This window comes from Luteolibacter flavescens (genome assembly GCF_025950085.1).
Lineage (GTDB): Bacteria > Verrucomicrobiota > Verrucomicrobiia > Verrucomicrobiales > Akkermansiaceae > Haloferula > Haloferula flavescens.
In genome coordinates, this window is record NZ_JAPDDS010000001.1 from 103,297 (window position 1) to 123,647 (window position 20,351).

The following is a 20,351-nucleotide window of genomic DNA, read 5'->3' on the forward strand; positions in this document are numbered from 1 at the left end:
CCTCCCATGTGGAGGGCCTTCCTTATCCTCGTCACCATTTCCCTGACCGGCTGCCTGACCCGGCGTGCCGCGGACGTAATGACCGTGCCGCGGCGCGTGCTAGAGGCCGGTCATTGGGAAAAGGAGACCGCGACGAAGCCGGTGCGCTTTGACGTGGTCGCGGCGGATGGAGTGGTCATCTCTGCTTTGGAGCTACCGGCCGATCCTGCCGTGCCGAAGCTCGGCACGGCCTATCTTTTTCACGGCTTCGGGAATACGAAGGAGCAGATGCTCCCCGTCGCCAAGCGCCTGACCGCCGCAGGATTCCGCTGCGTCGCGTGGGATTCCCGTGGCCACGGCAAGAGCGGTGGTGAGCGCGCTAGCTACGGAATGCGTGAGGTGGACGACGCGCTGCGGGTGATCAAGGCGTCCCGAAAGCGGGATCAGCGGCCTCAGGGCAAGGACGTTTTCTGGGGCTACTCGATGGGGGCGGCGGTCGCGCTCCAGACCCTGCCGCGGGACTCGCGAGCCGAGGCCGCGGTGCTCCTGGCGCCTTTTGCCGATCTATCCCAGATCATGCGTCATCATGCCCGTCAGATCTACAGCGGTGCGATGGTTCCTTTTCTGCCCTGGGTGCGCTCGGATGTTCGCAGCGCCGCGGGCTTCGATCCCAAGCGGATCAAGCCAATCGAAAGCGTCCACCGCACCGATGCCCGGCTGCTTTTCATCCACGGTGGACGCGACGGCGTGATCCCGCCCGACCAGTCGGCGCAGCTCCTTTCCGCCTGCGCCGAGGGGCAGGGGAGACGGCTGCTGCTGCCGGATCTCGGTCACGGCGATGTGATGTGGAGTCTCCCGGAGCCCGCCTACCGGACTGCCGTCGATTTCCTGATGACGAAGGACTGACGTGTCACGCCGTCCACGGGTCTTGCGGAGGGCGGGCAGCCTCGCTAGAACGCCGCCGTCATGTCGATCGACCCGCTTCTCCAGCTCCTCCGCCAACAAGCCCGCTACAGCCATCAGGAACTCGCCGAGGTCCTCTCGCTGTCGGAGGAGGAAGTCCGCTCGCGCCTCGCCGAGTGGGAAAAGAACGGCACCATCCTGGGCTATCAGGCGGTCATCAATCCCGAGGCCGCAGGCGATGTCGATGTGTCCGCCTTCATCGAGGTGAAGGTCACTCCGGAACGCGGCGGTGGCTTCGACCGCCTCGCCATGCGCATCGCCCGCTTCGATCAGGTGGTGAGCTGCTACCTCGCCAGCGGCGGATACGACCTGATGGTGGTGGTGGAAGGCAGCGACCTCCGCGAAGTGGCCCGCTTCGTTTCCGAAAAGCTCAGCACCATGGACGGCGTGATTTCCACGGCCACCCATTTCCGCCTGAAGACCTACAAGGAAAACGGCTTCATCTTCGGCGAGTCCGAGGGTCCACAGCGCCTTGCGGTGTCGCCTTGAGGCGGAAGGTGGGGTGATCCAAGGCCCAAAGCCGGTTCAAGCTTCAGGTCCTTTTCCGAAAAGCGAAAACCCGCCCGGGACGGATCCCGGACGGGTGCCATGACCTTTGCGGCCAAAACCCAAGGAAGTCGGAGCCTCGAATTCTCAAGGCTGGGCGGGAACGTAGAACTCCGACTCCTTTGCAAGGACTGTACTGGGATTCAGGCTGTGGCCGTTCAGGGCATTTAGTTTCGCGGTGGTCGTGCCGTGTGCTGCGGCAAAATCACCGAAACCGATGGGCTCATTGATGACAATGAGCCGAAGCTTGGGGTTGTTGCCGACCGTTTCGGTGGTCGGCTGTGGCGCAGGAGCGGGTTCGCGGCTGGCCGTATTCGTCACCGCAGGAGCCTTGGTGGAGGCCGTGGCGGGAGCCGGGGAAGGGGAGGTCTTCGCTTTCGCGGTGGCCGTCGTCTTTTGCGCGGGCTTGCTGCCGCCGAGATTCAGCGTTTGGCCGGCACGCATTTTGTCCGCCTTGATGTGCGGATTTCCCGCCTGCAGGGCATCGGAGCTCATGCCGTAGTGGCGGGCGATGCTGTAGAATGTCTCGCCCGCCTTCACGATGTGCGTGCCTCCGCGCGGAGCGGGGGTAGGTGCGGGCGTGGAGGTGGAAGGCGCAGCCGGTGCGGTCTTCTTTGCGACAGCCGCCGGGGCCTTGTCAGGAAGGAGAAGCTTCTGGCCGGGCTGGATCAGAGAAGGATTCTTCAGCTTGTTCAGCTTCACCAAGGTCGCTGACGTGGTGCCGTTCCGCTTGGCCACTTTTTCCAAGGTGTCGCCAGGGCGGACCGTAGCGAAGGAGGAAGAGGACGGGCTGGTCGCTGCTGCCGTGGCGGTTTTCGCCGGGGCAGTGGTGGAAGTCTTTGGCTTGGTCGTGGAGACGGTGACCGGCTTTGCAGTTTCGACCACGGTCTTCGTGGAAACGGAGGCCTGCGACTTGAGCTGGCTGTTCTCGGTTTCCAATGCCCGGATCTGCCGTTCCATCTCCGCGCACCGGTTCTGGAGAAGCTCCAGCTCGGATTTGGCGTTCGCCAGAGGGGCGGTGCAGAGCAGTGCGGCGAGGAACGAGGCGGTTCTCATGACGCGTAAGGAATTTCAAAAATTCCGCTCCGCAACAAGAAAAATTTAAGAAACCTTAATTGTCAGCCGATAAGTGATTCCAGCTCAGGAACCGGATCTCATGAGCCGCTTGCCTTTGGCGCATCCGCCTTCACCGGGGTCTCCGCGGCGATGGGCCGCTCGATCACTTCCACGGGCGCGCCATTCGGTGCGTAGGGCAGGCGGGTCGTGGCGAGCCATTGGCCGGGCTCCAGGCCTTCCTTGATCACAAGAAGGTCGGCAGTGGACCACACGGGCTCGATGTTTGTCCGCAGAATAGCGGGCTCTTGGCGATCAACGAGGTAGATGCGGTTCACGCCGCGCATGGTGTAGCGGGGGATGACAAAGACGTCATCAAGGATCTTGCCGCGGACGGAGGCTCGGACCGGTTGGCCGATCCGGAGCGGAGGCTTGCCGGAAACGATGCCGAAAGGATCGTCAATACGGGCGATTGCAAAGAGTTCTCGGGACGACTCATCCAGCGCTCCCTCGGTGCGGACGATGCGCGCTTCCCACTGCACATTGTTATTTTGGGCAATGGCGTCCGTCAGAGTCACCGGCACCTCGGGATCGCCGGGGTGTGAGGGGAGATTGACGAATTCAAGCTGGCGTGGAGCGAGCGGCAGGCGGATTTCCGCGAAGTCAGTTGCAAAGATCTCACCGAGCGGAGTGGAGCCGCCGACCGATTGGCCGAGTCCCACGGCGCGCTGCTGCACGCGTCCATCGAAGGGCGCGCGGATCTTCGTGCGCTCCAGATCGCGGCGGGCCTGCTCCAGTTCAGCCATGGCCGCATCCACCGAGGCTTTCGCCTCCTTGAGCTGCGGGATACGCAGGACCAGTTCGGAGGGTTCCTCGTCGTAGCCGAGGTCCTGCCAATTCAGGCGGGCCTGCTTTGCCCGTGCCTCTTCCTGCACCAGAACGGCCTCGGCGCGGGCGACGCCGGAGTCGGCGGCTGAGACGGCGACCTGGAAATCAGCGGGATCAAGCTCGGCGAGGATCTCGTCCTTTTTGAAAAAAGCCCCGTCCTCGAAACGGTCATGCAGCTTCACGATCGTCCCGGCGACCTGCGAGGTGACGGTGGTCGTGTAGTGGGCGCGGATGGTGCCCTGGCTTTCGATATTCACCTGAAAGTCCGTGCGCTGGAGCTCCATGATCTCCGTCTTCATCACCTGCGGCGGCGCGGGATCGGGCTTCGGGGCGTCCGTGGGCTTGCCAAGACGCCAACCGGCAAAGCCGCCGGTGGCCAGGATGAGAAGGGGAATGAGCAGGCGCAGGAGCATCAGGGAAAAAGCGGCAGGAAGATGGACCGCAAAAACAGGTTTGCCAAATACGAAGCCCGACAGGGGAATTTGCTCCCGAAATTTTCAGCGGGCGTTGGTTTCGAAGTCGCCACCGAGGGCAAGGTGGAGGTCGATACGGTTTTGCAGACGCTCGTTTCGCAGCCGGATGAGGCCGGCGCGGGAGTTCGTCGCGCGGCTCTGGGATTCCAGCACACGGAGAATGTCGTCATTCACGCCGTCCGAATAGTCTCGTGCGGCTTGCTTCTGAGCGAGCGCCGCCTGCTCCACCTCCGAGACGAGGTAGGTTTCCTGCTCGGCCAGCGAGGAATCGCCGCCGAGCGCGGACTCCACCTCGCGGAAGGCCTCCAGGGCCGCCTGCGAATAGTCATGCACGGCCGCCTCGTTCGCCGCGAGCGCACCGCGGGTGTCGGCTGCCAAGGCTCCGCCTTCGTAAACCGACTGGGCGAAATTTGCCGCCACGGAACTGGCGAGATACGCCGGATTCAGGAGATTCGAGTAATTCGAGACCGGTGTGCCGGTGCTGCCGCTGAGGGCCAGGCTGGGAAGCATCGCTTTCCGGGTGGCGTCCGCGCGCTTGGCGCTGGCGAAGAGCCTTGCCCGGGCCGCTGCCAGATCCGGGCGGCGCTCAATCAAATCCGCAGGCAGCCCCGCCGGAACACCGCGTTTCATCTCCGGGAGGTCCCGCGAGGCCCAGGTTTTCCCCGAGGGATATTTGCCGGTGAGGACTTCGTAGGCACGGGCCGCATTGTCGCGGTCGAGCTGGGCTGCTTTCACTGCCCGCTGGGAGGATGCGACGTTGGTGCGGCCGAGCTGCACGTCGAGCGCGCCTTGGCCTGCGCCCCCTTTGAAAAGGCGTTCGACTGCCCGCAGCACCCGCTCGTTCGAGTCGAGGGTGCTGTGGGCGAGTTCCAGAAGCTGCTCGGAGGCGATCAGATTGCACCATGCCTTTGCCGAGCTGGCTGCGAGGGAAAGCCGTGCGCCGCGGAAATCGGCGCGTGCCGCGTCATAGCTTGCGTCATCCGCGGCATTCAAATCACGCAGCCGACCCCACAGATCCGCCTCCCACGAAGCCGAGAGTGAGAGCCCGTATCGCTCGCTTTCCGACGCGGGCGACCGGCCGTTTTCATTCACGTCGAAGCCCGCAGTGCCACCTGCCGCGATCCTCGGGCGGGTGCGGGATCTTCCCGAGATGCTGGACTCCTTCGCCTGCCTCATCCGCGCGGAAGCAGCCATGAGGTCCTGATTGTGAGCCAGTGCCTCATTCACGGCACGGGTCAGGCCGGCATCGGAAAACTCGCGCAACCACCCGCTGCTGATCTTGCCATCGGTGCCGCTGGAAGCTGCATGCCAGGTGGCAGGGGCAGAGACCTCCACCTTCTCCCTCGGAGTGTCGAAGTGCAGTCCCTTGCAGGAAACAAAAGCCGCTGCAGTCATTGCCACGACAGTGACACCACCCATTCCGGGGAGCTTGTGGGATCGGGAATTCCGTTGCATTTCCTGAAATCTGCTGCTGATAGTCGGCCCGCGTGACCCTCGAAAGAAAAGCCCTTACGTCCCTTCTGCTGGCGCTCTGTCTGGCGATGCCCGTGGAGCTTTTTGCGGCTCCGGAAACCGCCAAACCGGCTGCGCCCGAAAAAGCAGCGGAGGCACCCGCCAAGGGCAAGGAAGAAGCACCGCCAAAGCCCGCGACCAACAAGCCGGCACCGGCCCCAGCCAAACCCGCTGCTGGCAAAGAGACCGCTCCTGCCGCCAAGCCCGCCGCAGGGAAAGATGCGGCTCCCGCATCGAAGGAAGCCGCTCCGGCAAAACCTGCCGAGGAGCCCGCGATGCCCCCGGTGGCCGAGGAGGACGAAGCTGCCGCCGAGCGAAAGGAGGCGGATGCAGATGTCGCCGCTGCCGTGGCGCGGCCCGTCACATCGGACCCGGTGCAGGTTTACGGTTGGCGCGAGTGGGTGCTTGTCGGCCAGGCGCAGATGAAGCTCGCGGCGAAGCTCGATACCGGAGCCCTCACCTCATCCATCCACGCGGAGGAGAAGGAACTTTTTGAAAGGGACGGGAAGAAGTGGGTCCGCTTCATCGTGACGGATCCCAGCGAGAAGAGTTCCCAGCGCATCCGCATCGAGGCCCCGCTGGTCCGCATCGCCCACATCAAGGAGCCGGGCGGACAGTCCGAGGCCCGCGAGGTGGTTCGGCTCAATTTCACCCTCGGCGAGCGGAAGCTGCGCGCTGACTTCACCCTCAACAACCGCAGCAACATGCTCAGCCCCGTCCTCATCGGTCGCACCACGATCAAGGAGCTTGGCTGGGTCGATCCGTCCCGCGCCTATCTCGCGGACCAGAAGATCATGCGCTGATCCGAGCCCGCCACCCGCATGGCCTCGCGCGTCAAACTTCTCCTCGTCGTCCTCTTTCTCACGGCGATCGGCGGTGGCATCGCCGCCTACAAGCACGTCAGGCTCGGGCTCCCGCTGAAGGCGGGCACACTGCCGGAGCAATGGCTGGTAGAGGCGAAGATCACCTTCATGGCGTCGCCGGAGGGCGGCAAGGTTAGCGCCCGGCTTTCGCTGCCCGCGGCGGCGGTGGACGAGGGGATCGGACAGGAGTCCGGCTCCGTGGGCTACAACTACTACGTCGAGAAGGATCGCGGGGAATACGCCGCGATCTGGGCCTCGGAAAAGCAGTCCGGGAATCAAGCCATCTACTATCGGGTCAGCTTCCCGAAGCTCTTGAAGAGCGGCGGAGAGCCCATGCCTCACTCGGGCGGAGGTCTCCCTGTGGCAGAAGACCCGGGGCTGTCCGGTGCTTCCGAGAATGCGGCGAAGCGCGTGGTCCAGCGCGCGAAGTCGGTTTCTGCGGATCCCAATTCGCTCTTCGTCAGCCTTTTCACTGCGATCAATGCCATCGATGCCTCGCAAGAAGTCGGGGTGCTGCGGAAGCAGTACGAAGGAGAAGTCGGCGGACGCAGCAGCGCGATCCCCGCGCTCGGCATCGACCTGCTCAATTTGGCCGGTGTCCCGGCCCGACTCGCCTATGGCGTGAGGCTTGAGGAAGCCCGTGGCGGCCAGCAGCCGACGCGCCTGGTGGAATACTACGACGGGGCCGATTGGAAAGTCCGCGATCCCGATGAGCCGGCTTCCACGCTCGATCCGGAGAAAATCTTCGTCTGGAACCGCGGCGGTGGCGCGCTCTTCGAAGTAAATGGCGATGCGGAGGCTTCGCAGCTCACCTTCACCGTCATCCGCGACCTCGTCCCGCTCACGGAACTCACCAACCTGCGGGACTCACCGCTGCTGATTTCCACGATCTTCGGGCTGCCTGCCTCCGAGCAAGCCGTCTTCCGCTACGTGGTGCTCATCCCGCTGGGGGCCTTCGTGGTGGTCGTCATGCGGAATATCATCGGCGTCTCCACGCTCGGCACCTTCATGCCGGTGCTGCTCGCGCTGGCACTCCTCGAGATCCCGCTGGATAGCGGCCTGATCATGTTCACCGTGATCATCGCGGCGGGGCTGTGGTTCCGCTTCCTACTTTCAAGGCTTAACATGCTGGTGGTTCCACGCGTCGCCGCCTGCGTGGTCATCGTCACGCTCCTGATGATGGTGCTCAGCGTGGTGAGCTACAAGCTGGGCATCCGCGATGGCCTCCAGATCACGCTCTTCCCGATGATCATCCTTGCCTGGACGATCGAGCGCATGTCGCTGATCTGGGAGGAGGAGGGGAAGCGCAGCGCGATCATGCAGGTCGGTGGGTCGCTCTTCGTAGCCGTCATCGCCTACCTCTTCATGAGCATCCGGCAGGTGCAGTACTTGGCATTCTATTTCCCGGAGATGCTACTCGTCCTGCTGGCGGTCATCATCCTGATCGGCCGCTACACGGGCTACCGCCTCTCCGAGCTCATGCGCTTCCGCGATTTCAAGGAGGCGTGAGGACACTTGGACGTGATGACGACGGACGACAGACAGGAAGAGAAGGCATCTGAGGCGGTTTCGCCCCAGCCTGCCGGTCCTTTGTCCGTCGCCTCAAAGCCCACCGCCCCGGTGGTGCGCCGCTGGTGGCACCGGTGGATCCGCACGCCCTCCGAACTCCGGGCGATGGGCGTGGTGGGCATCAACATGCGGAACGCCCGCTTCCTGCTGCCGAACAACCCGCGCAAGCTCTACGACCTGGTCGATAACAAGCTCCGCACGAAGCAACTCGCGGTGGAGAAGGAGATGGCCGTTCCCGAGACCTACGGCGTGATCAGCAGCCCGCGCGACGCGGCGATGATCCACAGGCTCCTGGGGAATCGCGACTCCTTCGTGATCAAGCCCGCCCGCGGCTCGGGCGGGAAGGGCGTGCTCGTCATCGTGGCCCGGGAGGGGGATTGGTTCATCAAGCCCAGCGGCTCGCGCTTGTCGCTCGACGAGATCCGTCACCATTGCTCGAATATCCTCGCCGGTCTGTTTTCCCTCGGTGGAAAGCGGGACGTGGGCCTGATCGAGTATCGCGTCCATCCCGCGCGGGTGCTTACCGAGATCAGTTTCCAAGGCGCGCCGGACATCCGCGTGGTCATGCTGCACGGCTACCCGGTGATGGCCATGCTGCGCGCTGCCACCCGCGAGTCGGATGGCCGGGCGAACCTGCACCAGGGAGCCATCGGCATCGGCATTGACCTCGCCACCGGACGTACGATACGCGCCGTACATCACGGCCATCCCATCGAGCGCCATCCGGACCTGAAGGTCCCTGTCGTGGGGGTGCAGTTGCCGCATTGGGATGCCATCCTCGACATCGCTGTCACCTGCCACGAGATGACCGGCTTGGGTTATCTCGGCGTGGACGTGATGATCGATGAGGAAAAAGGCCCGCTGATGATCGAGGTCAATGCCCGCCCCGGCCTCGCCATCCAGCTTGCCAATGGCGTCGGCCTTCTCCGCCGCCTGGAGCCAGCCCTCAACCGCCACGTCAGCCACCCGCACGACAGCCGGGAGCAGAAGATCGACTTCTCGCGACGGACGTTTGCAGCAAGTTAGTGTGCTGACTTCTTTCTGAAAGGCTGACCTAAAGTTCAGCCTTCGCTGCCTCTCTTGCTTCTCGAGCGACACTTAATCCATTTTTGAACCGGGCTAATGCTGCATTACGCTCCGGCTTTGTTTTTGCTACAATAAAAGCTTCGAAGAGAACGGTATACAATTTTTTGACCGTGTCTGTGTAGGCGGAATCGATGATAACGTTGTCGTCCATAAAAAAGGGGAAGGAGAACAGAGGCGGTTTTACAGCCTTTGTAAGAAGATGATTAAATGGCCTGAACTTGTAAAGCTCCACTGCCAACTGCCGAAAATCGGCTTGGACGTCGCGCGGCTCCGGCCTAGTTTTTCCCCGCGCATGGCTTTTTTCAAGAATCTCAAGGAGAAGCGGAAATACAGCAAGTGGATCGAGGACGGTCGTCCCGACCCGCCGCCGCCGCTTGCCAAGCGCGAGATGCTGCTCGATTACAAGCAGCGCCACGGCCTGCAGGTCCTTGTCGAGACGGGCACCTTCAAGGGCGATACCGTCGAGGCGATGCGCGGTGAGTTCCGCAAGGTCTACTCCATCGAGCTGGCGGAGAAATTTTACACGGAGGCCAAGCAGCGGTTCGCCGGCGTGGCGAATGTGGAGCTGCATCAGGGCGACAGCGGCAAGGTGATGCCCCAGATCGTCGCCAAACTGGATGCCCCGACCCTCTTCTGGCTGGATGGGCACTATTCCGGTGGCGATACCGCGCAGGGCGACCTGAATTGCCCGGTGTGGGGCGAGCTGGAAGCGATTTTCTCCGCCGCGATGACGCAGCCCTTCGTGGTGCTCATCGATGACGCACGCTGCTTCCGTCATGTCGGAGCGGTCGATTATCCCGCTGTTTCCGACATCGAGACCTGGGTGAAGGAACGCCGTCCCGACCTCGGCATCGAGGTGGCGATGGACTGCATCCGCATCGCGCCGAAGTCGGCCTGATTCTCGCCGCTCGACCCTCCGGATGCGATGGCACCGGAGGGCGGGTTGTGCCAGTCGCGATCCGCGGATCAGTGCTCGAGCCGGTTCGGCACCTTCGTCCATTCCGACGCGGGTTTGAGCGGCCAGCCCGGATCATTGGGCGTCCACACGCGCTTGTCGGCGTGGCGGCGCAGGTAGGCGGCCCACCAACTGAAGGAGCTGTTCGCGATGATCGCGTGGCGACATGCGGCCATCAGGCGGAAGTCGCGCAATTCATCGCTGCTCTCGCTGGTGACGAAGGTCACCGGAGCGCCTTGGAAGTCGATGTACTGCCTCGCCCAGTCCAGGTCGTCGCCGAAGACGTGGAACTCGCAGCTCCCCAGCGTGGACATCGCCGCCTCGATACTAGAGTCGTAGTAGCCGGAGCCGAGCCGTGGCGAGTAGCGGTCGCGGCGGATGTGGAGGAAGATCGAGTTGGTCGAGGCAAGCCGAGCCTCCATGTCGGCATCCGGGCCATCGGGGAAAGCAGGCGGCTCCAGTTCCTTGCGGATGGTCGAGGCGCGTTCGAAGAAATACTTCTCGCTCTGCCAGTAGCCATTCAGCCGCACGACCAGGCGATTGCTGATGAAGCCCGTGAGCTGCGTTTCCGTGAGGTCCGTATCTTCCGCCAGGTAGGACTTCAGCACCTGCGGCAGCACCTTGTTCATGGACCGCATCGACTTGTGATGCACGCCCTTCGGATCGCCGAAGCGCCAGCGGGGAGATGCCAGGGTGGCGGCGATGGGAAACTGATCCAGCTTGTAAGCCCGGTTGTAGCCGTCGCGCTGGTAGCCGGACACATCGTCGATCCACAGCTCGCGGCGGGTGCGGATCGCGTAGGCACGGGCAGCGGCGTAGGCAAAGAGCTGGTTGCCCAGTCCTCCCTTGATCATGGCGACAACAGCGCGGGTCACTTCTCGAGTGGGGGGGATTGGAATTTTGAAAGCGACTGTCGGAGGAAGTCCAGGTCCTCCGGATATCGGGCGGCGTAGGCTTCGAGATCGGCTCGGACCTTGGCGATCCGTGCCGGGATTCCCTCCGGCGTCAGACGCTCGCCATAAGTGCCGCCGCCATCGATGCGGTCGAGCATTTCCTTGCCGATCTCGGGTGTGGCGTGGAAGAGATCGAGCCAGTTCGGCAGATGGCTCGTCGTATCACCCGCGGCAGGCAGCGGCGGGGCATTGAGGGGATGGCCGTCGAGGAAATCCCACACCTCGATCGGTGCGGCCGAGGGATTCGCGGCATTCGCTTCTGCCGCGAGGTCCGCGAGGGCGCGGCGATCCCGTTCGAAGTAGCAGTCCACATCCCCGAGTTCGCGGAAGGCGAGTTGGAACAGGACGTGATTCGGCGTGTAGAAGATTACCAGCCGGGCATCCGCCTTGCGGCACTCAGCCACGATTTCCCGCAGCATCTCCATCTTGCCCTCCGAGAGCCCGTCATGCGCGATGCGGGCCTGCGCGAGCCGATAGGTGGTGGAGAGGTAGAGCGAGGAAATGAGCTTCCTCTGGTTCTCCGGGAACTCGGCATCGCGGCGGAATCCCTGCGGCGTGTGGTCCGCGACCTCGCCACGGATGGCGCGGCCCACGGTGGTGAAGGATGCCGCGAGCGTGGAGATCCCGGCATGGTAGCGCAGCTCGCGCTCCAGCGGATTCGCCTTCGGGTCCAGCGGCGACAGGGCGAAGTCCGCCACCTTCTTCTTTTTCTTGTCCGGCAGCGGCGAGGTGAGGTCTCCGGCGTCGATGGCCAGCACGACCAGTCGCGGGTTCTGCTTCTGCATGTAGTAGCGGAACATCGCGTGGTTTTCCACCAGCAGGCCGGCATTGAGGCCGAGATTCACGCAGTGCAGGCCGTTGAAAACATGGTGGTTCGGGTCGAGCCCGATATCCACCCGCGAGGAGCCAAACATCGCGGCGTCCCACGTGCCGGATCGCACGAGGCCCGCCTTCGAGGTGCGGTTCCAGTCGTTCTCGATGTCGCGGTAGCGGTCCAGTTTCTTGGAACTCCACGGCATCGGCGTGACGCGGAAGGGATTGACCGTCGTGTTGAAGACAAAGCCCAGCACCACGATGCCGGCGAGCAGCATCAGGAAGAAGGTCTGGTAGCGTTTGAGGGCGGGCACGGGGTCAGAACTGGAAGTAGATGAATTCGCTGACCTTGTCGAATTGCAGGCCGGTCGCAATCGCCATCAGCAGCGTGGCCGCGGCGAAGGCCTTGCTCGGACGCCACTGCCACCAGCGGCGCGTGCCACCGGCAGGATAGGGTGCCCCGGCGACGCGCAGGGCGGGGCGGTAGCGGGCGAAAATCTCCTGGGTGTTTGGCAGCAGCCACACGCCGATGAGCACCGGGATCAGCTTCAGCGGCTCGGCGCTGGCGACCACGCGTGCCGCCTTGTCCGGCCATCCGCCGAAGCCGTGCAGGCCGAACATCGAGGCGAGCATGCGCCCGGCGCTTTCGAAATCGTGTGCGCGGAAGAAGACCCAGCCGATGAGCACCGCGAGGAAAGTGAGCGCCACGGCGGGCACCTTTGGCATCGCCTTCCACGCCATCTTTTTACGCGCGCCGATCCACGCGTGATTCACGCAGAGCAGCAGGCCGTGCAGGGCTCCCCACGCCACGAAGGTCCATCCGGCGCCGTGCCAGATGCCGCCGAGCAGCATGGTGAGGAAGAGATTCACATACCGGCGCTTCGGCCCCTTCCTGTTCCCGCCGAGCGGTATGTAGAGGTAGTCGCGCAGGAAGCGGGACAGCGTCATGTGCCAGCGCCGCCAGAACTCGATGATGGAGTCCGCCTTGTAAGGTGAGTGGAAATTCAGCGGGAAGCGGATGCCGAAAAACCGCGCCGCACCGAGCGCCATATCCGAGTAGCCGGAGAAGTCGAAATAGAGCTGCAGCGCGTAGGCAATCGCTCCGGCCCAAGCCTCCGCCATGGTCGGATCCCGACCATCCGCTGCCGCCAGGCCGAAGATCGGCGTGGCGATCTGGGCGAGATTGTCCGCGATGACGACCTTCTTGAAGAGGCCCATCAGGAACATGCCGAGCGCGACGGGGAAGTCACGATGCCAGCCGACACGCGCCTTTCGGAACTGCGGCATCATCTCCCGGTGATGGATCAGCGGGCCCGCGATGAGGTGCGGGAAAAAGGTGACGAAGAGCAGGTAGTCCGTGAAGTGATACTCCTCCGTTTTCCCCCGGTAGGCGTCCACGAGGTAGGCGATCTGCAGGAAGGTGAAGAAGGAGATCGCCAGTGGCAGGACGATGTCCGGGACGTTCGTCGGCCAGTCGGTCGCCTTGTTCAGGATGCCGCCGAGGAAGCCGACATACTTGTAGTATCCCAGCAGCAGGAGATTCGCCGTCACCCCCGCGGTGAGGATCAGCTTGCCCGCGCGGGGCGGCATGATGCCGCCGCCATCTTCCAAGGGCGGGGCTGAATCGGCCGCCTCCCGCCAGCGGCGCGACAAACTACGACCGAGGTAGTAGTTGAAGACGCAGGACCCCAGGATCAGCACCAGATACTTCGGGCTCCACTCGTGCTCTTCGTCCGGATTCCAGACGCCGTAGTAAACGAGCGAGACCAGCACCAGCCAGCCGAGCACCACCCGGAAGGGCGCGCGCTTCATCGCATGCCAACCGATCAGCGCGATCGGCAGGAAGACGAGCAGGAAGATGTAGGAATTGAAGAGCACGGGCGGGCTATGCGGTCGGTGTCACAGCTCCAGGACTCCCGCCTTCTGCAGTTCCTCCAGCGCCAGCGGCATCAGTTGCTGGGAGAGATGGGTGCCGTCGTGGAAGAGCTTGATGTCCGCCTTCACCGCCGGGTCGTGATATTTCCCGGCCAGCGCGACCATGGGAATGCCTGCCTTTTGACAATGCTCGCGCAGCCGCGCGGTGTAGGCGTAGGTGATGTCCCGGCGCAGTTCCCACGATCCGACGAAGGGAAAGGTGGGGCTGGAGAGGTTCTCGTCCTTCGGGATGATCTGCGGCGGTCCCCAGACGATGGGGCGGAAGCCGCGGGCTGCCAGCGACTGCGGGAGCTGGACGAATTTCGCGGCAGTCTTCTCCACGACCTCGTCGATGGCCTTCCCGGAGATCACGGCCTTCGCCATGTGGATGCGGCAGTCGATTTCGCCGAAGGACATCAGCACCTTGCTGCCCGGCTTGATGTCCCTCTTCAGCAGGATCTCGATCTTCTCGCGGGAGCGGGTCGAGGAGCCCGGGTCGCCTGCCTTCCAGGCAGTGGCGGGTCCCACGTGAAAGACGCGGAAGCAGGGCAGCAGGTCGAGCCCGCGATTGATCCAGTGGGGCTTCCAGAAGGCGCTGCGGCGGTAGCGGATGAAGCGCAGGCGCTCCGCCCCGGCGAAGAACATCGTATTGCTGTCGCCCAGGCAGGTCAGCAGCTCCACCGGGCCGCCAAGCTCGCGGCCGAGGTGCTTCTCCAGAAGCGCACGCCGCCGCGCATCGTAGGGCGTGGCCGTGGTGCGTGGCTTGCGCGTGAGAAGCGCATCCAGATCGTCGGCGAGTGAAACCACCTCCGACAGCGTGTCTTCCGGCAGCGGGGGAATCACGAGGCGCTCGGGCTGGAATCGACGATGGACCACTGCGGCGCGATCCAGTTTTCAGGCGACTGCTTGCCCACCAGCACGAGGTCCACGTGCACCCGGTTCGGGTCGCCATGGAGCTTCGGGATGTCGGCAAAGCCCTCCACCTTCTTCAGTGTCTTCGCCCGGATGCTCGCGACGCGGTAGGTGTGAAAGCGCTGCTGAAGCCAGCCGAGATACTCCATCGGCGACTGTCCGGCCCAGGTGATGTACTGCGCGTCGAACTCGATGAATCCGACCGACCGGCCGACCGATGCCAGCGTCTCCACGGATCCCCGCAGCGCCTTGCTCTCGTAGCCCTCGATGTCCATTTTGAAGAGCAGCGTCTTGCCCCGCGCGGATTCCAGCGGCACCACGGAGTCGATGGTTTTCGCGGGCAGCTTGAATTCCAGCGACTGCGGGCGGTCGTTCATCTCCCGTACCGCGGAAGAACTGCCGCTCCAGTCGGGATTCACGAAAAACGGGACATCCTCGGCCGGGGCGTCGGAGACGAGGCAATTCGTGATCGTCATCCGCTCGTGCGCCGGGTGCGCCTCGCGGCTCTTCTCGAGATGGGGAATCAGGCGTGGGTTTGCCTCGAAGCCGTAGAGCACCGCGTTTTCCTGATAGTCGGTGCCAAACATGCACTCGCCGTAGTTCAGGCCCACGTCCACGATCAGGTCCGGGTGCAGGTGGGCATTGAAGTCCCGCCAGAAGATGAGGTTGTCCGAGACTTTTCCCCGCAGGGGCTCCTCGATGACCTTTTTCCGGGCACACGGGTCATCGGCATCAATGTAGATCCAGTGATCGCTGCCACACAGCTTGGCCCGCTCCGGGCGGAGCGTCCCGTAGCGGAGCAGGGTCAGGGGCTTGAGGTAGGCGCGTTTGACGGCTTTCTCCAAACGCTTGTAGGGGCTTACTTTCATGCAGCGGCGCGCCCCGGAGCATGAGTGGCGGCGCGGTGGGGGGCAAGCACGGGAAAGCCGGGAAAAGTGATCATCGCCCGAAGCCGGGAAATCCGCCGTGATTCCGGGCTGGAAATCGAAGTGAAGCGGGGCGGAAAACGAACGGCCCTCGCTCCGGAATCGGGGCGAGGGCCATGGAAAATCAGCGACTTGCGGCAGCAGGACCGCAAACGCGGGTCACTTGCTCACGTTGAAGCGGAACTCGATGACGTCACCGTCCTTCACGACGTATTCCTTGCCTTCGATGCGAAGCTTGCCCGCTTCCTTCGCGCCGTTCTTCGTGCCCGCTGCGACGAGGTCGTCGTAGTGCACCACTTCGGCTGCGATGAAGCCGCGCTCGAAGTCCGTGTGGATCACGCCGGCGGCAGCCGGAGCCTTGTCTCCCTCATGGATGGTCCATGCGCGGGTCTCCTGAACGCCGGTGGTGAGGTAGGTGCGCAGGCCAAGCAGGTGATACGCCGCGCGGATCAGCGCGGAGACGCCGGAGTCGGCGATGCCCATGTCGGCGAGCAGTTCGGAGGCTTCCTCGGGAGAGAGGTCCACGAGTTCCTCCTCGATCTTCGCGGAGATCACGACCGCCTCGGCACCGTGCGCCTCGGCGGCGAACTTGCGGACTTTGGCCACCATTTCGTGCGAATCCGGATCGGCCTGTGCGGCAGCGAGTTCGTCCTCGGCCACGTTGCAGGCGAAGATGGTCTTCTTGTCGGAAAGCAGGAAGAAATCCTTCATCAGCTCGCGCTCGGCGTCGCTGAGTTGGAGAGTCAGGGCTGGCTTCCCGTCGTTGAGGTGCGGGAGCATCTTGTCGATCAGTTCGACTTCGGCCTTCGACTCCTTGTCGCCGCTCTTCGCCTTCTTCTCGCGGGAGACGCGGCGCTTTTCCATGGCGGCGATGTCCGCGAGGATGAGCTCGGCATTGATGATCTCGATATCGCGGATCGGGTCCACGGTGCCGAGTTCGTGAATGATGTCGTCATTCTCGAAGCAGCGGACCACCTGCACGATGGCATCGGTCTCGCGGATATTGGCCAGGAACTGGTTGCCGAGGCCTGCACCTTCCGACGCGCCCTTCACGAGACCGGCGATGTCCACGAACTCGATGGCCGTCGGCACGAGCTTCTGGGAGCCGGAGATCTTCGAAAGCACGGCGAGCCGGGGATCGGGCACCACCACGATGCCGACGTTCGGGTCGATCGTGCAGAACGGGTAGTTCGCCGCCTCCGCCTTGCGGGAGCGGGTGACGGCATTGAAGAGGGTGGATTTTCCGACGTTCGGGAGTCCAACGATTCCGGCTTTGAGCATGGCGGCGCGAGGGGTAGGGCATGCCCGGCGGCTTGCCAACGTCCGAATGCGCCGCGCTGAAAATGAAAAGCCCGGCGGGACATCCTGCCGGGCTCGTGAATTCGTGGCGGAAGTCAGTCCGCAGGAGGAGGCGGGAGCAATTCCCCGTCCATGCCACCTGCATCCACCGGCAGCATCGGCTCCTGGAAATCGACCGGGCCGCTGAACATGCTCCAGAAACGATTCCGGCGCGTGCGCTCGAAGGCGAGGGCCTGCTGCTCGCCGGACTGGACTTCCTTCAAGTCCTTCTCTCGGACTTCCACCACCGGGATCCGGGACGGCATCAGCTTTGCGAAGGAATCCTTGGTCGCGTCGCCGACCTTGGCGAATCCGCCTGCGGTGGCGGTTTTGAGCTGGCCCATTTGAGCGCAGGAGGCGAGCGAGACAGCGGCAATGGCGCAGAAGACAGGCTTCATAACACTTCGGGGGAGGACAGCCTTGGTAGGCGGCAGACGACTAGCACTCCTTGGCGGGTCTGTCCAAAGGGAATCCTGACACCCCGGAAAGCCTCTGATTCCAACGGCTCACGACGACGGGGCCGCCGAGAAGCGAAATTTCGCATAGCTGAATCAATTTCCGCACCCTGTCGTCAGCGGGGGACGAGCACGAGGAAGTTCCGCACCGGCTTGTTCCAAAAGGGTCGCTCGGAAACCGGGCCGCCGGAGACTGTGGACGAGACCCAGAGATCGGACGAGCGACCGCCATCGAGATTGAGGACGGTGCGGGCCTTCACGCCCCGGATTTCCGCCCCGGCGAGGGCATGCCCCAGTCCGGCCAGCGAACATCCGCCGGTGCGGGCGATGAACCAGCCGCTGCCGCCGTCCCACCCGAGAACGGTGCGTGCGGTGGAGCTATCCGGGCTGAGGCCGGAGACGACGCGTCCGTTTTCGACGAGGAAGGGACCGCTTTGCAGGACCTCCGGGGAGCTGGTCGCTTGTCCGCGCCGGAGCAGGGCGGGGGAGGTGCCGCCGATGAATAGCCCAGCCCCGAGCGACGAGGCGCGATTGAGCGGGCTGATCTTTTTGCCGCCGGTGACGACCAGTCCGAGCGGCTTGCCCTCCGGCGTGAAAAATCCGGCATTCACTGCAGCCACGCCGCCGAGACTCCGTGCCGCCGATGCAGCGTCCGGCCATTGCGAGCCCGGGCCACCCGCTTGATCGGCGATGGCTAGCCGGTGCGTACGGCTGTCAAAGACCACCGCTGTCACGCTGATGCCATTCAGCGTCGTGCGGATCACCTGTGGCGCGCTGGCCGGGTGGGCTGGTGCCTCCGCAACAGGCGCCGGAGCGGGTGCAGCCGACGGGGCTGCGACTTCCGGTTTTGCCGGGGCATTCGACTGCACTTCCACCGCCGCCCGGGGCATCTCCACGGGAGCCTGCGGGGCGCAGGATGCTACGAGCAGGGCGGTCAGCAGACAGGAGGGTCGGAACACGTTCCGAACCAACACCCGATCCCGCCTGCCGTCACGCGGGCTTTTTCGCCACTGCCAGCAGCGTCTGGAAGTGCGGAGGCTCCGGCTCGCGATCCACCACGGCGGTTTCGATGTCCACGAAGCCCGCCTTTTCCAGCATCGCCGCCAGCTCACCCTCGCTGAAGCCGAGCCACACGTCGGCATACAATTCGCGTGCTTGCTCGAAGGTGTGCTGGAGCAAATCCAGCACGACCAGCCGCCCGCCCGGTTTCACGATGCGGAATGCCTGCAGGAGCGCCTTTTCCGGCGTTCCCGCGTGATGCAGTGCCTGGCTGAGGAAGGCGAGATCCACCGAGGCGTCTTCGAGGGGGGGCTCCTCGATGTCGCCGAGCCGGTATTCCAGATTCGCCAGCTCATGACGGCGGGCGAGTTCGCTGCCGAATTCCACCATCTTCGGCGATAGGTCCACGGCGATCACTCGCTCGGCCTGACGCGCGAGCATCTGGGCGAGCGTTCCTTCGCCCGCGCCGAGGTCAGCGACCACGCCTTGGTTCGTCACTTTCAGCAGGGCCTCCGCCAGTCCTTTCCAAGAGCGGCCAGGCACGTAGTCGCGGCCGAAGCGCCCGGCGAGTTCGTCGAAATACGCGCGGGTCTTGTCCCGGCGCTTCCGTTGCAGGTGGCGCAGGGCGGCGAGATCCTTCTCCACCTCCGGCACTTCCTTGGCCGCCTCCTTGGCCAGCTTCAGCAGGTCCGGGCCCATTTCAGAGCGGTAGAAATTGTGCTTCCCGCTGCGCTCGTCGGTCACCAGCGCCCCCGCCTTGAGCTGGGAGAGCTGGGTCGAGATCCGGCTCTGGCCCATGCCGAGCAGCTCCTGGAGATCCGCCACGCTCAGCGCTTCCGCATCCAGCAGCAGCAGGATGCGCAGCCGGGTCGGGTCGGTGAGGAGCTTCAGGGATTTCAGCATTGACGCCATGGACGGACGGATACATCAACCCATCGCGATTTGACGATACGAAAATCATCCGCCTCATGAGTACCTACATTTTCTCTTCCGAGTCCGTCGGCGAAGGCCATCCGGACAAAGTGGCTGACACCATCTCCGACGCGATCCTCGACGCCCTCCTGGCCAAGGACCCGAAGAGCCGTGTCGCCTGCGAGACCTTCGTGAAGTCGAATATCGTCGTCGTCGGTGGCGAGATCACCTCCAGCGCCAAGATCGACTACGAAAAGGTCATCCGCGACGCCGTCCGCGGCATCGGCTACACCAACAGCGACGACATCTTCCACGCCGACACGCTGTTCATTAACAACTACCTCACCGGCCAGTCTCCCGACATCGCCCAGGGCGTGGACGCGAAGAAGGCCAAGGGCAAGAAGACCGCCGAGCAGGGCGCGGGCGACCAAGGCATCATGTTCGGCTACGCTTGCGACGAGACTCCCGAGCTCATGCCCGCCCCGGTGATGTATGCGCACCGCCTCGGCCGCGAGCTGACGAAGATCCGCAAAAGCGGCAAGGTGAAGTGGCTCCGCCCGGACGCGAAGTCGCAGGTCTCCGTGGAATACGTGGACGGCAAGCCGACCCGCATCGTCAATGTCGTCATCTCCACCCAGCACGCCGCCGGCGTGGAGCACGCTGTCATCGAGAAGTTCTGCATCGAGCAGGTCATCAAGAAGGTGCTGCCGAAGAACATGCTCACCAAGGACACCGAGTATCTCATCAATCCGACCGGCAACTTCGTGATCGGTGGCCCGCAGGGCGACTCCGGCCTCACCGGCCGCAAGATCATCGTGGACACCTACGGTGGCATGGGCCGCCACGGTGGTGGTGCCTTCTCCGGCAAGGACCCGTCGAAGGTGGACCGCTCCGCAGCCTACATGGGCCGCTGGGTTGCCAAGAACGTCGTCGCCGCCGGCCTCGCGAAGAAGGTGGAGATCCAGTTCGCCTACGCCATCGGCCACCCGCTTCCCGTCAGCGTCCACGTCGACACCTTCGGCACCGGCACCAAGCCCGACGCCGACATCCTCGCCGCCGTCCTGAAGGTCTTCTCCTTCAAGCCCGCCGACATCATCAAGCAGCTCAACCTGCTCCGCCCGATCTACGGCAAGTCCACGAACTACGGTCACTTCGGCAAGGATGACTCCGACCTGACCTGGGAACGCACCGACAAGGTCGCGGCTCTCAAGAAGGCGATTCGCTAAAGACACAAGATCGCAA

General features: G+C 63.9%; 20 protein-coding genes. 7 read left to right on the top strand and 13 right to left on the bottom strand.

Features of this window, described 5'->3' with window-relative positions; translation table 11 throughout:
* Positions 1 to 6 precede the first annotated feature (6 nt).
* Positions 7 to 885 carry an alpha/beta hydrolase gene (locus OKA04_RS00400; protein ID WP_264499131.1) on the top strand — a complete coding sequence of 293 codons (879 nt, stop codon included), beginning with the start codon at positions 7 to 9 and terminating at the stop codon, positions 883 to 885.
* A gap of 60 nt (positions 886 to 945) precedes the next feature.
* Positions 946 to 1,431 (top strand): Lrp/AsnC family transcriptional regulator, encoded by a 486-nt coding sequence (locus OKA04_RS00405; RefSeq protein ID WP_264499132.1) that lies wholly within the window; start codon positions 946 to 948, stop codon positions 1,429 to 1,431.
* 144 nt (positions 1,432 to 1,575) lie between these two features.
* Here the strand turns inward: OKA04_RS00405 and OKA04_RS00410 are convergent, their stop codons facing one another.
* The 3 genes from OKA04_RS00410 to OKA04_RS00420 form a co-directional block, all read right to left on the bottom strand.
* Positions 1,576 to 2,544, bottom strand: a complete 969-nt coding sequence (locus OKA04_RS00410; protein WP_264499133.1) for a LysM peptidoglycan-binding domain-containing protein — start codon at positions 2,542 to 2,544, stop codon at positions 1,576 to 1,578.
* Between the two features lie 98 nt (positions 2,545 to 2,642).
* Positions 2,643 to 3,842 (bottom strand): efflux RND transporter periplasmic adaptor subunit, encoded by a 1,200-nt coding sequence (locus OKA04_RS00415; protein ID WP_264499134.1) that lies wholly within the window; start codon positions 3,840 to 3,842, stop codon positions 2,643 to 2,645.
* An 84-nt stretch (positions 3,843 to 3,926) separates the two neighbouring features.
* Positions 3,927 to 5,297, bottom strand: a complete 1,371-nt coding sequence (locus OKA04_RS00420) for an efflux transporter outer membrane subunit (protein ID WP_264499135.1) — start codon at positions 5,295 to 5,297, stop codon at positions 3,927 to 3,929.
* Between the two features lie 92 nt (positions 5,298 to 5,389).
* Here OKA04_RS00420 and OKA04_RS00425 point away from each other — a divergent pair, with 92 nt between their 5' ends.
* The 3 genes from OKA04_RS00425 to OKA04_RS00435 are packed head-to-tail and all read left to right on the top strand — an operon-like array spanning position 5,390 to position 8,872.
* The gene (locus OKA04_RS00425; RefSeq protein ID WP_264499136.1) at positions 5,390 to 6,217 is read left to right on the top strand and encodes an ATP-dependent zinc protease family protein; all 828 of its coding nucleotides are present in this window, start codon (positions 5,390 to 5,392) and stop codon (positions 6,215 to 6,217) included.
* Positions 6,218 to 6,235: 18 nt separating this feature from the next.
* Positions 6,236 to 7,786 carry a UUP1 family membrane protein gene (locus OKA04_RS00430; RefSeq protein ID WP_264499137.1) on the top strand — a complete coding sequence of 517 codons (1,551 nt, stop codon included), beginning with the start codon at positions 6,236 to 6,238 and terminating at the stop codon, positions 7,784 to 7,786.
* Between the two features lie 15 nt (positions 7,787 to 7,801).
* Complete coding sequence (locus OKA04_RS00435; RefSeq protein WP_264499138.1) at positions 7,802 to 8,872, top strand: alpha-L-glutamate ligase-like protein; 1,071 nt, start codon at positions 7,802 to 7,804, stop codon at positions 8,870 to 8,872.
* 28 nt (positions 8,873 to 8,900) lie between these two features.
* Here OKA04_RS00435 and OKA04_RS00440 read toward each other — a convergent pair whose 3' ends face one another.
* Positions 8,901 to 9,170 (bottom strand): hypothetical protein, encoded by a 270-nt coding sequence (locus OKA04_RS00440; RefSeq protein ID WP_264499139.1) that lies wholly within the window; start codon positions 9,168 to 9,170, stop codon positions 8,901 to 8,903.
* A 54-nt stretch (positions 9,171 to 9,224) separates the two neighbouring features.
* Here OKA04_RS00440 and OKA04_RS00445 point away from each other — a divergent pair, with 54 nt between their 5' ends.
* Entirely contained in the window at positions 9,225 to 9,830 is a 606-nt protein-coding gene (locus OKA04_RS00445; RefSeq protein ID WP_264499140.1) for a class I SAM-dependent methyltransferase, read from the top strand.
* 68 nt (positions 9,831 to 9,898) lie between these two features.
* Here OKA04_RS00445 and OKA04_RS00450 read toward each other — a convergent pair whose 3' ends face one another.
* The 9 genes from OKA04_RS00450 to OKA04_RS00490 form a co-directional block, all read right to left on the bottom strand.
* Positions 9,899 to 10,762 carry an alpha-1,2-fucosyltransferase gene (locus OKA04_RS00450; protein ID WP_264499141.1) on the bottom strand — a complete coding sequence of 288 codons (864 nt, stop codon included), beginning with the start codon at positions 10,760 to 10,762 and terminating at the stop codon, positions 9,899 to 9,901.
* Positions 10,759 to 11,967 carry a hypothetical protein gene (locus tag OKA04_RS00455; RefSeq protein ID WP_264499142.1) on the bottom strand — a complete coding sequence of 403 codons (1,209 nt, stop codon included), beginning with the start codon at positions 11,965 to 11,967 and terminating at the stop codon, positions 10,759 to 10,761. The genes OKA04_RS00450 and OKA04_RS00455 overlap by 4 nt, the downstream gene beginning before the upstream one ends.
* Positions 11,968 to 11,971: 4 nt before the next feature.
* Positions 11,972 to 13,531 (bottom strand): MBOAT family O-acyltransferase, encoded by a 1,560-nt coding sequence (locus OKA04_RS00460; RefSeq protein ID WP_264499143.1) that lies wholly within the window; start codon positions 13,529 to 13,531, stop codon positions 11,972 to 11,974.
* A gap of 21 nt (positions 13,532 to 13,552) precedes the next feature.
* Positions 13,553 to 14,410: a hypothetical protein gene (locus OKA04_RS00465; RefSeq protein ID WP_264499144.1), complete on the bottom strand. Its 858-nt coding sequence runs from the start codon at positions 14,408 to 14,410 to the stop codon at positions 13,553 to 13,555.
* On the bottom strand, positions 14,407 to 15,348 hold the full coding sequence (locus OKA04_RS00470) for an FkbM family methyltransferase (protein WP_264499145.1): 942 nt from the start codon (positions 15,346 to 15,348) through the stop codon (positions 14,407 to 14,409). Before OKA04_RS00470 ends, OKA04_RS00465 begins: the two co-directional genes overlap by 4 nt.
* A gap of 216 nt (positions 15,349 to 15,564) precedes the next feature.
* On the bottom strand, positions 15,565 to 16,686 hold the full coding sequence (ychF, locus tag OKA04_RS00475; RefSeq protein ID WP_264499146.1) for a redox-regulated ATPase YchF: 1,122 nt from the start codon (positions 16,684 to 16,686) through the stop codon (positions 15,565 to 15,567).
* A 113-nt stretch (positions 16,687 to 16,799) separates the two neighbouring features.
* The gene (locus OKA04_RS00480; RefSeq protein WP_264499147.1) at positions 16,800 to 17,141 is read right to left on the bottom strand and encodes a hypothetical protein; all 342 of its coding nucleotides are present in this window, start codon (positions 17,139 to 17,141) and stop codon (positions 16,800 to 16,802) included.
* Positions 17,142 to 17,314: 173 nt separating this feature from the next.
* Complete coding sequence (locus OKA04_RS00485) at positions 17,315 to 18,157, bottom strand: phosphodiester glycosidase family protein (RefSeq protein ID WP_264499148.1); 843 nt, start codon at positions 18,155 to 18,157, stop codon at positions 17,315 to 17,317.
* Between the two features lie 31 nt (positions 18,158 to 18,188).
* A complete protein-coding gene (locus OKA04_RS00490) occupies positions 18,189 to 19,109 on the bottom strand; it encodes an ArsR/SmtB family transcription factor (RefSeq protein WP_264499149.1) in 921 nt (306 codons plus the stop codon).
* Positions 19,110 to 19,165: 56 nt separating this feature from the next.
* On the opposite strand from OKA04_RS00490, the gene metK reads away from it, so the two are divergent.
* A complete protein-coding gene (gene metK / locus OKA04_RS00495; protein WP_264499150.1) occupies positions 19,166 to 20,335 on the top strand; it encodes a methionine adenosyltransferase in 1,170 nt (389 codons plus the stop codon).
* Positions 20,336 to 20,351 lie beyond the last annotated feature (16 nt).

Bases quoted from the DNA above. Each gene is read 5' to 3' on its own strand.
- OKA04_RS00400 (WP_264499131.1), top strand. From the start codon at position 7: ATGTGGAGGGCCTTCCTTATCCTCGTCACCATTTCCCTGACCGGCTGC.
- OKA04_RS00405 (WP_264499132.1), top strand. From the start codon at position 946: ATGTCGATCGACCCGCTTCTCCAGCTCCTCCGCCAACAAGCCCGCTAC.
- OKA04_RS00410 (WP_264499133.1), bottom strand. From the start codon at position 2,544: ATGAGAACCGCCTCGTTCCTCGCCGCACTGCTCTGCACCGCCCCTCTG.
- OKA04_RS00415 (WP_264499134.1), bottom strand. From the start codon at position 3,842: ATGCTCCTGCGCCTGCTCATTCCCCTTCTCATCCTGGCCACCGGCGGC.
- OKA04_RS00420 (WP_264499135.1), bottom strand. From the start codon at position 5,297: ATGACTGCAGCGGCTTTTGTTTCCTGCAAGGGACTGCACTTCGACACT.
- OKA04_RS00430 (WP_264499137.1), top strand. From the start codon at position 6,236: ATGGCCTCGCGCGTCAAACTTCTCCTCGTCGTCCTCTTTCTCACGGCG.
- OKA04_RS00435 (WP_264499138.1), top strand. From the start codon at position 7,802: ATGACGACGGACGACAGACAGGAAGAGAAGGCATCTGAGGCGGTTTCG.
- OKA04_RS00445 (WP_264499140.1), top strand. From the start codon at position 9,225: ATGGCTTTTTTCAAGAATCTCAAGGAGAAGCGGAAATACAGCAAGTGG.
- OKA04_RS00470 (WP_264499145.1), bottom strand. From the start codon at position 15,348: ATGAAAGTAAGCCCCTACAAGCGTTTGGAGAAAGCCGTCAAACGCGCC.
- ychF (WP_264499146.1), bottom strand. From the start codon at position 16,686: ATGCTCAAAGCCGGAATCGTTGGACTCCCGAACGTCGGAAAATCCACC.
- OKA04_RS00480 (WP_264499147.1), bottom strand. From the start codon at position 17,141: ATGAAGCCTGTCTTCTGCGCCATTGCCGCTGTCTCGCTCGCCTCCTGC.
- OKA04_RS00490 (WP_264499149.1), bottom strand. From the start codon at position 19,109: ATGGCGTCAATGCTGAAATCCCTGAAGCTCCTCACCGACCCGACCCGG.
- metK (WP_264499150.1), top strand. From the start codon at position 19,166: ATGAGTACCTACATTTTCTCTTCCGAGTCCGTCGGCGAAGGCCATCCG.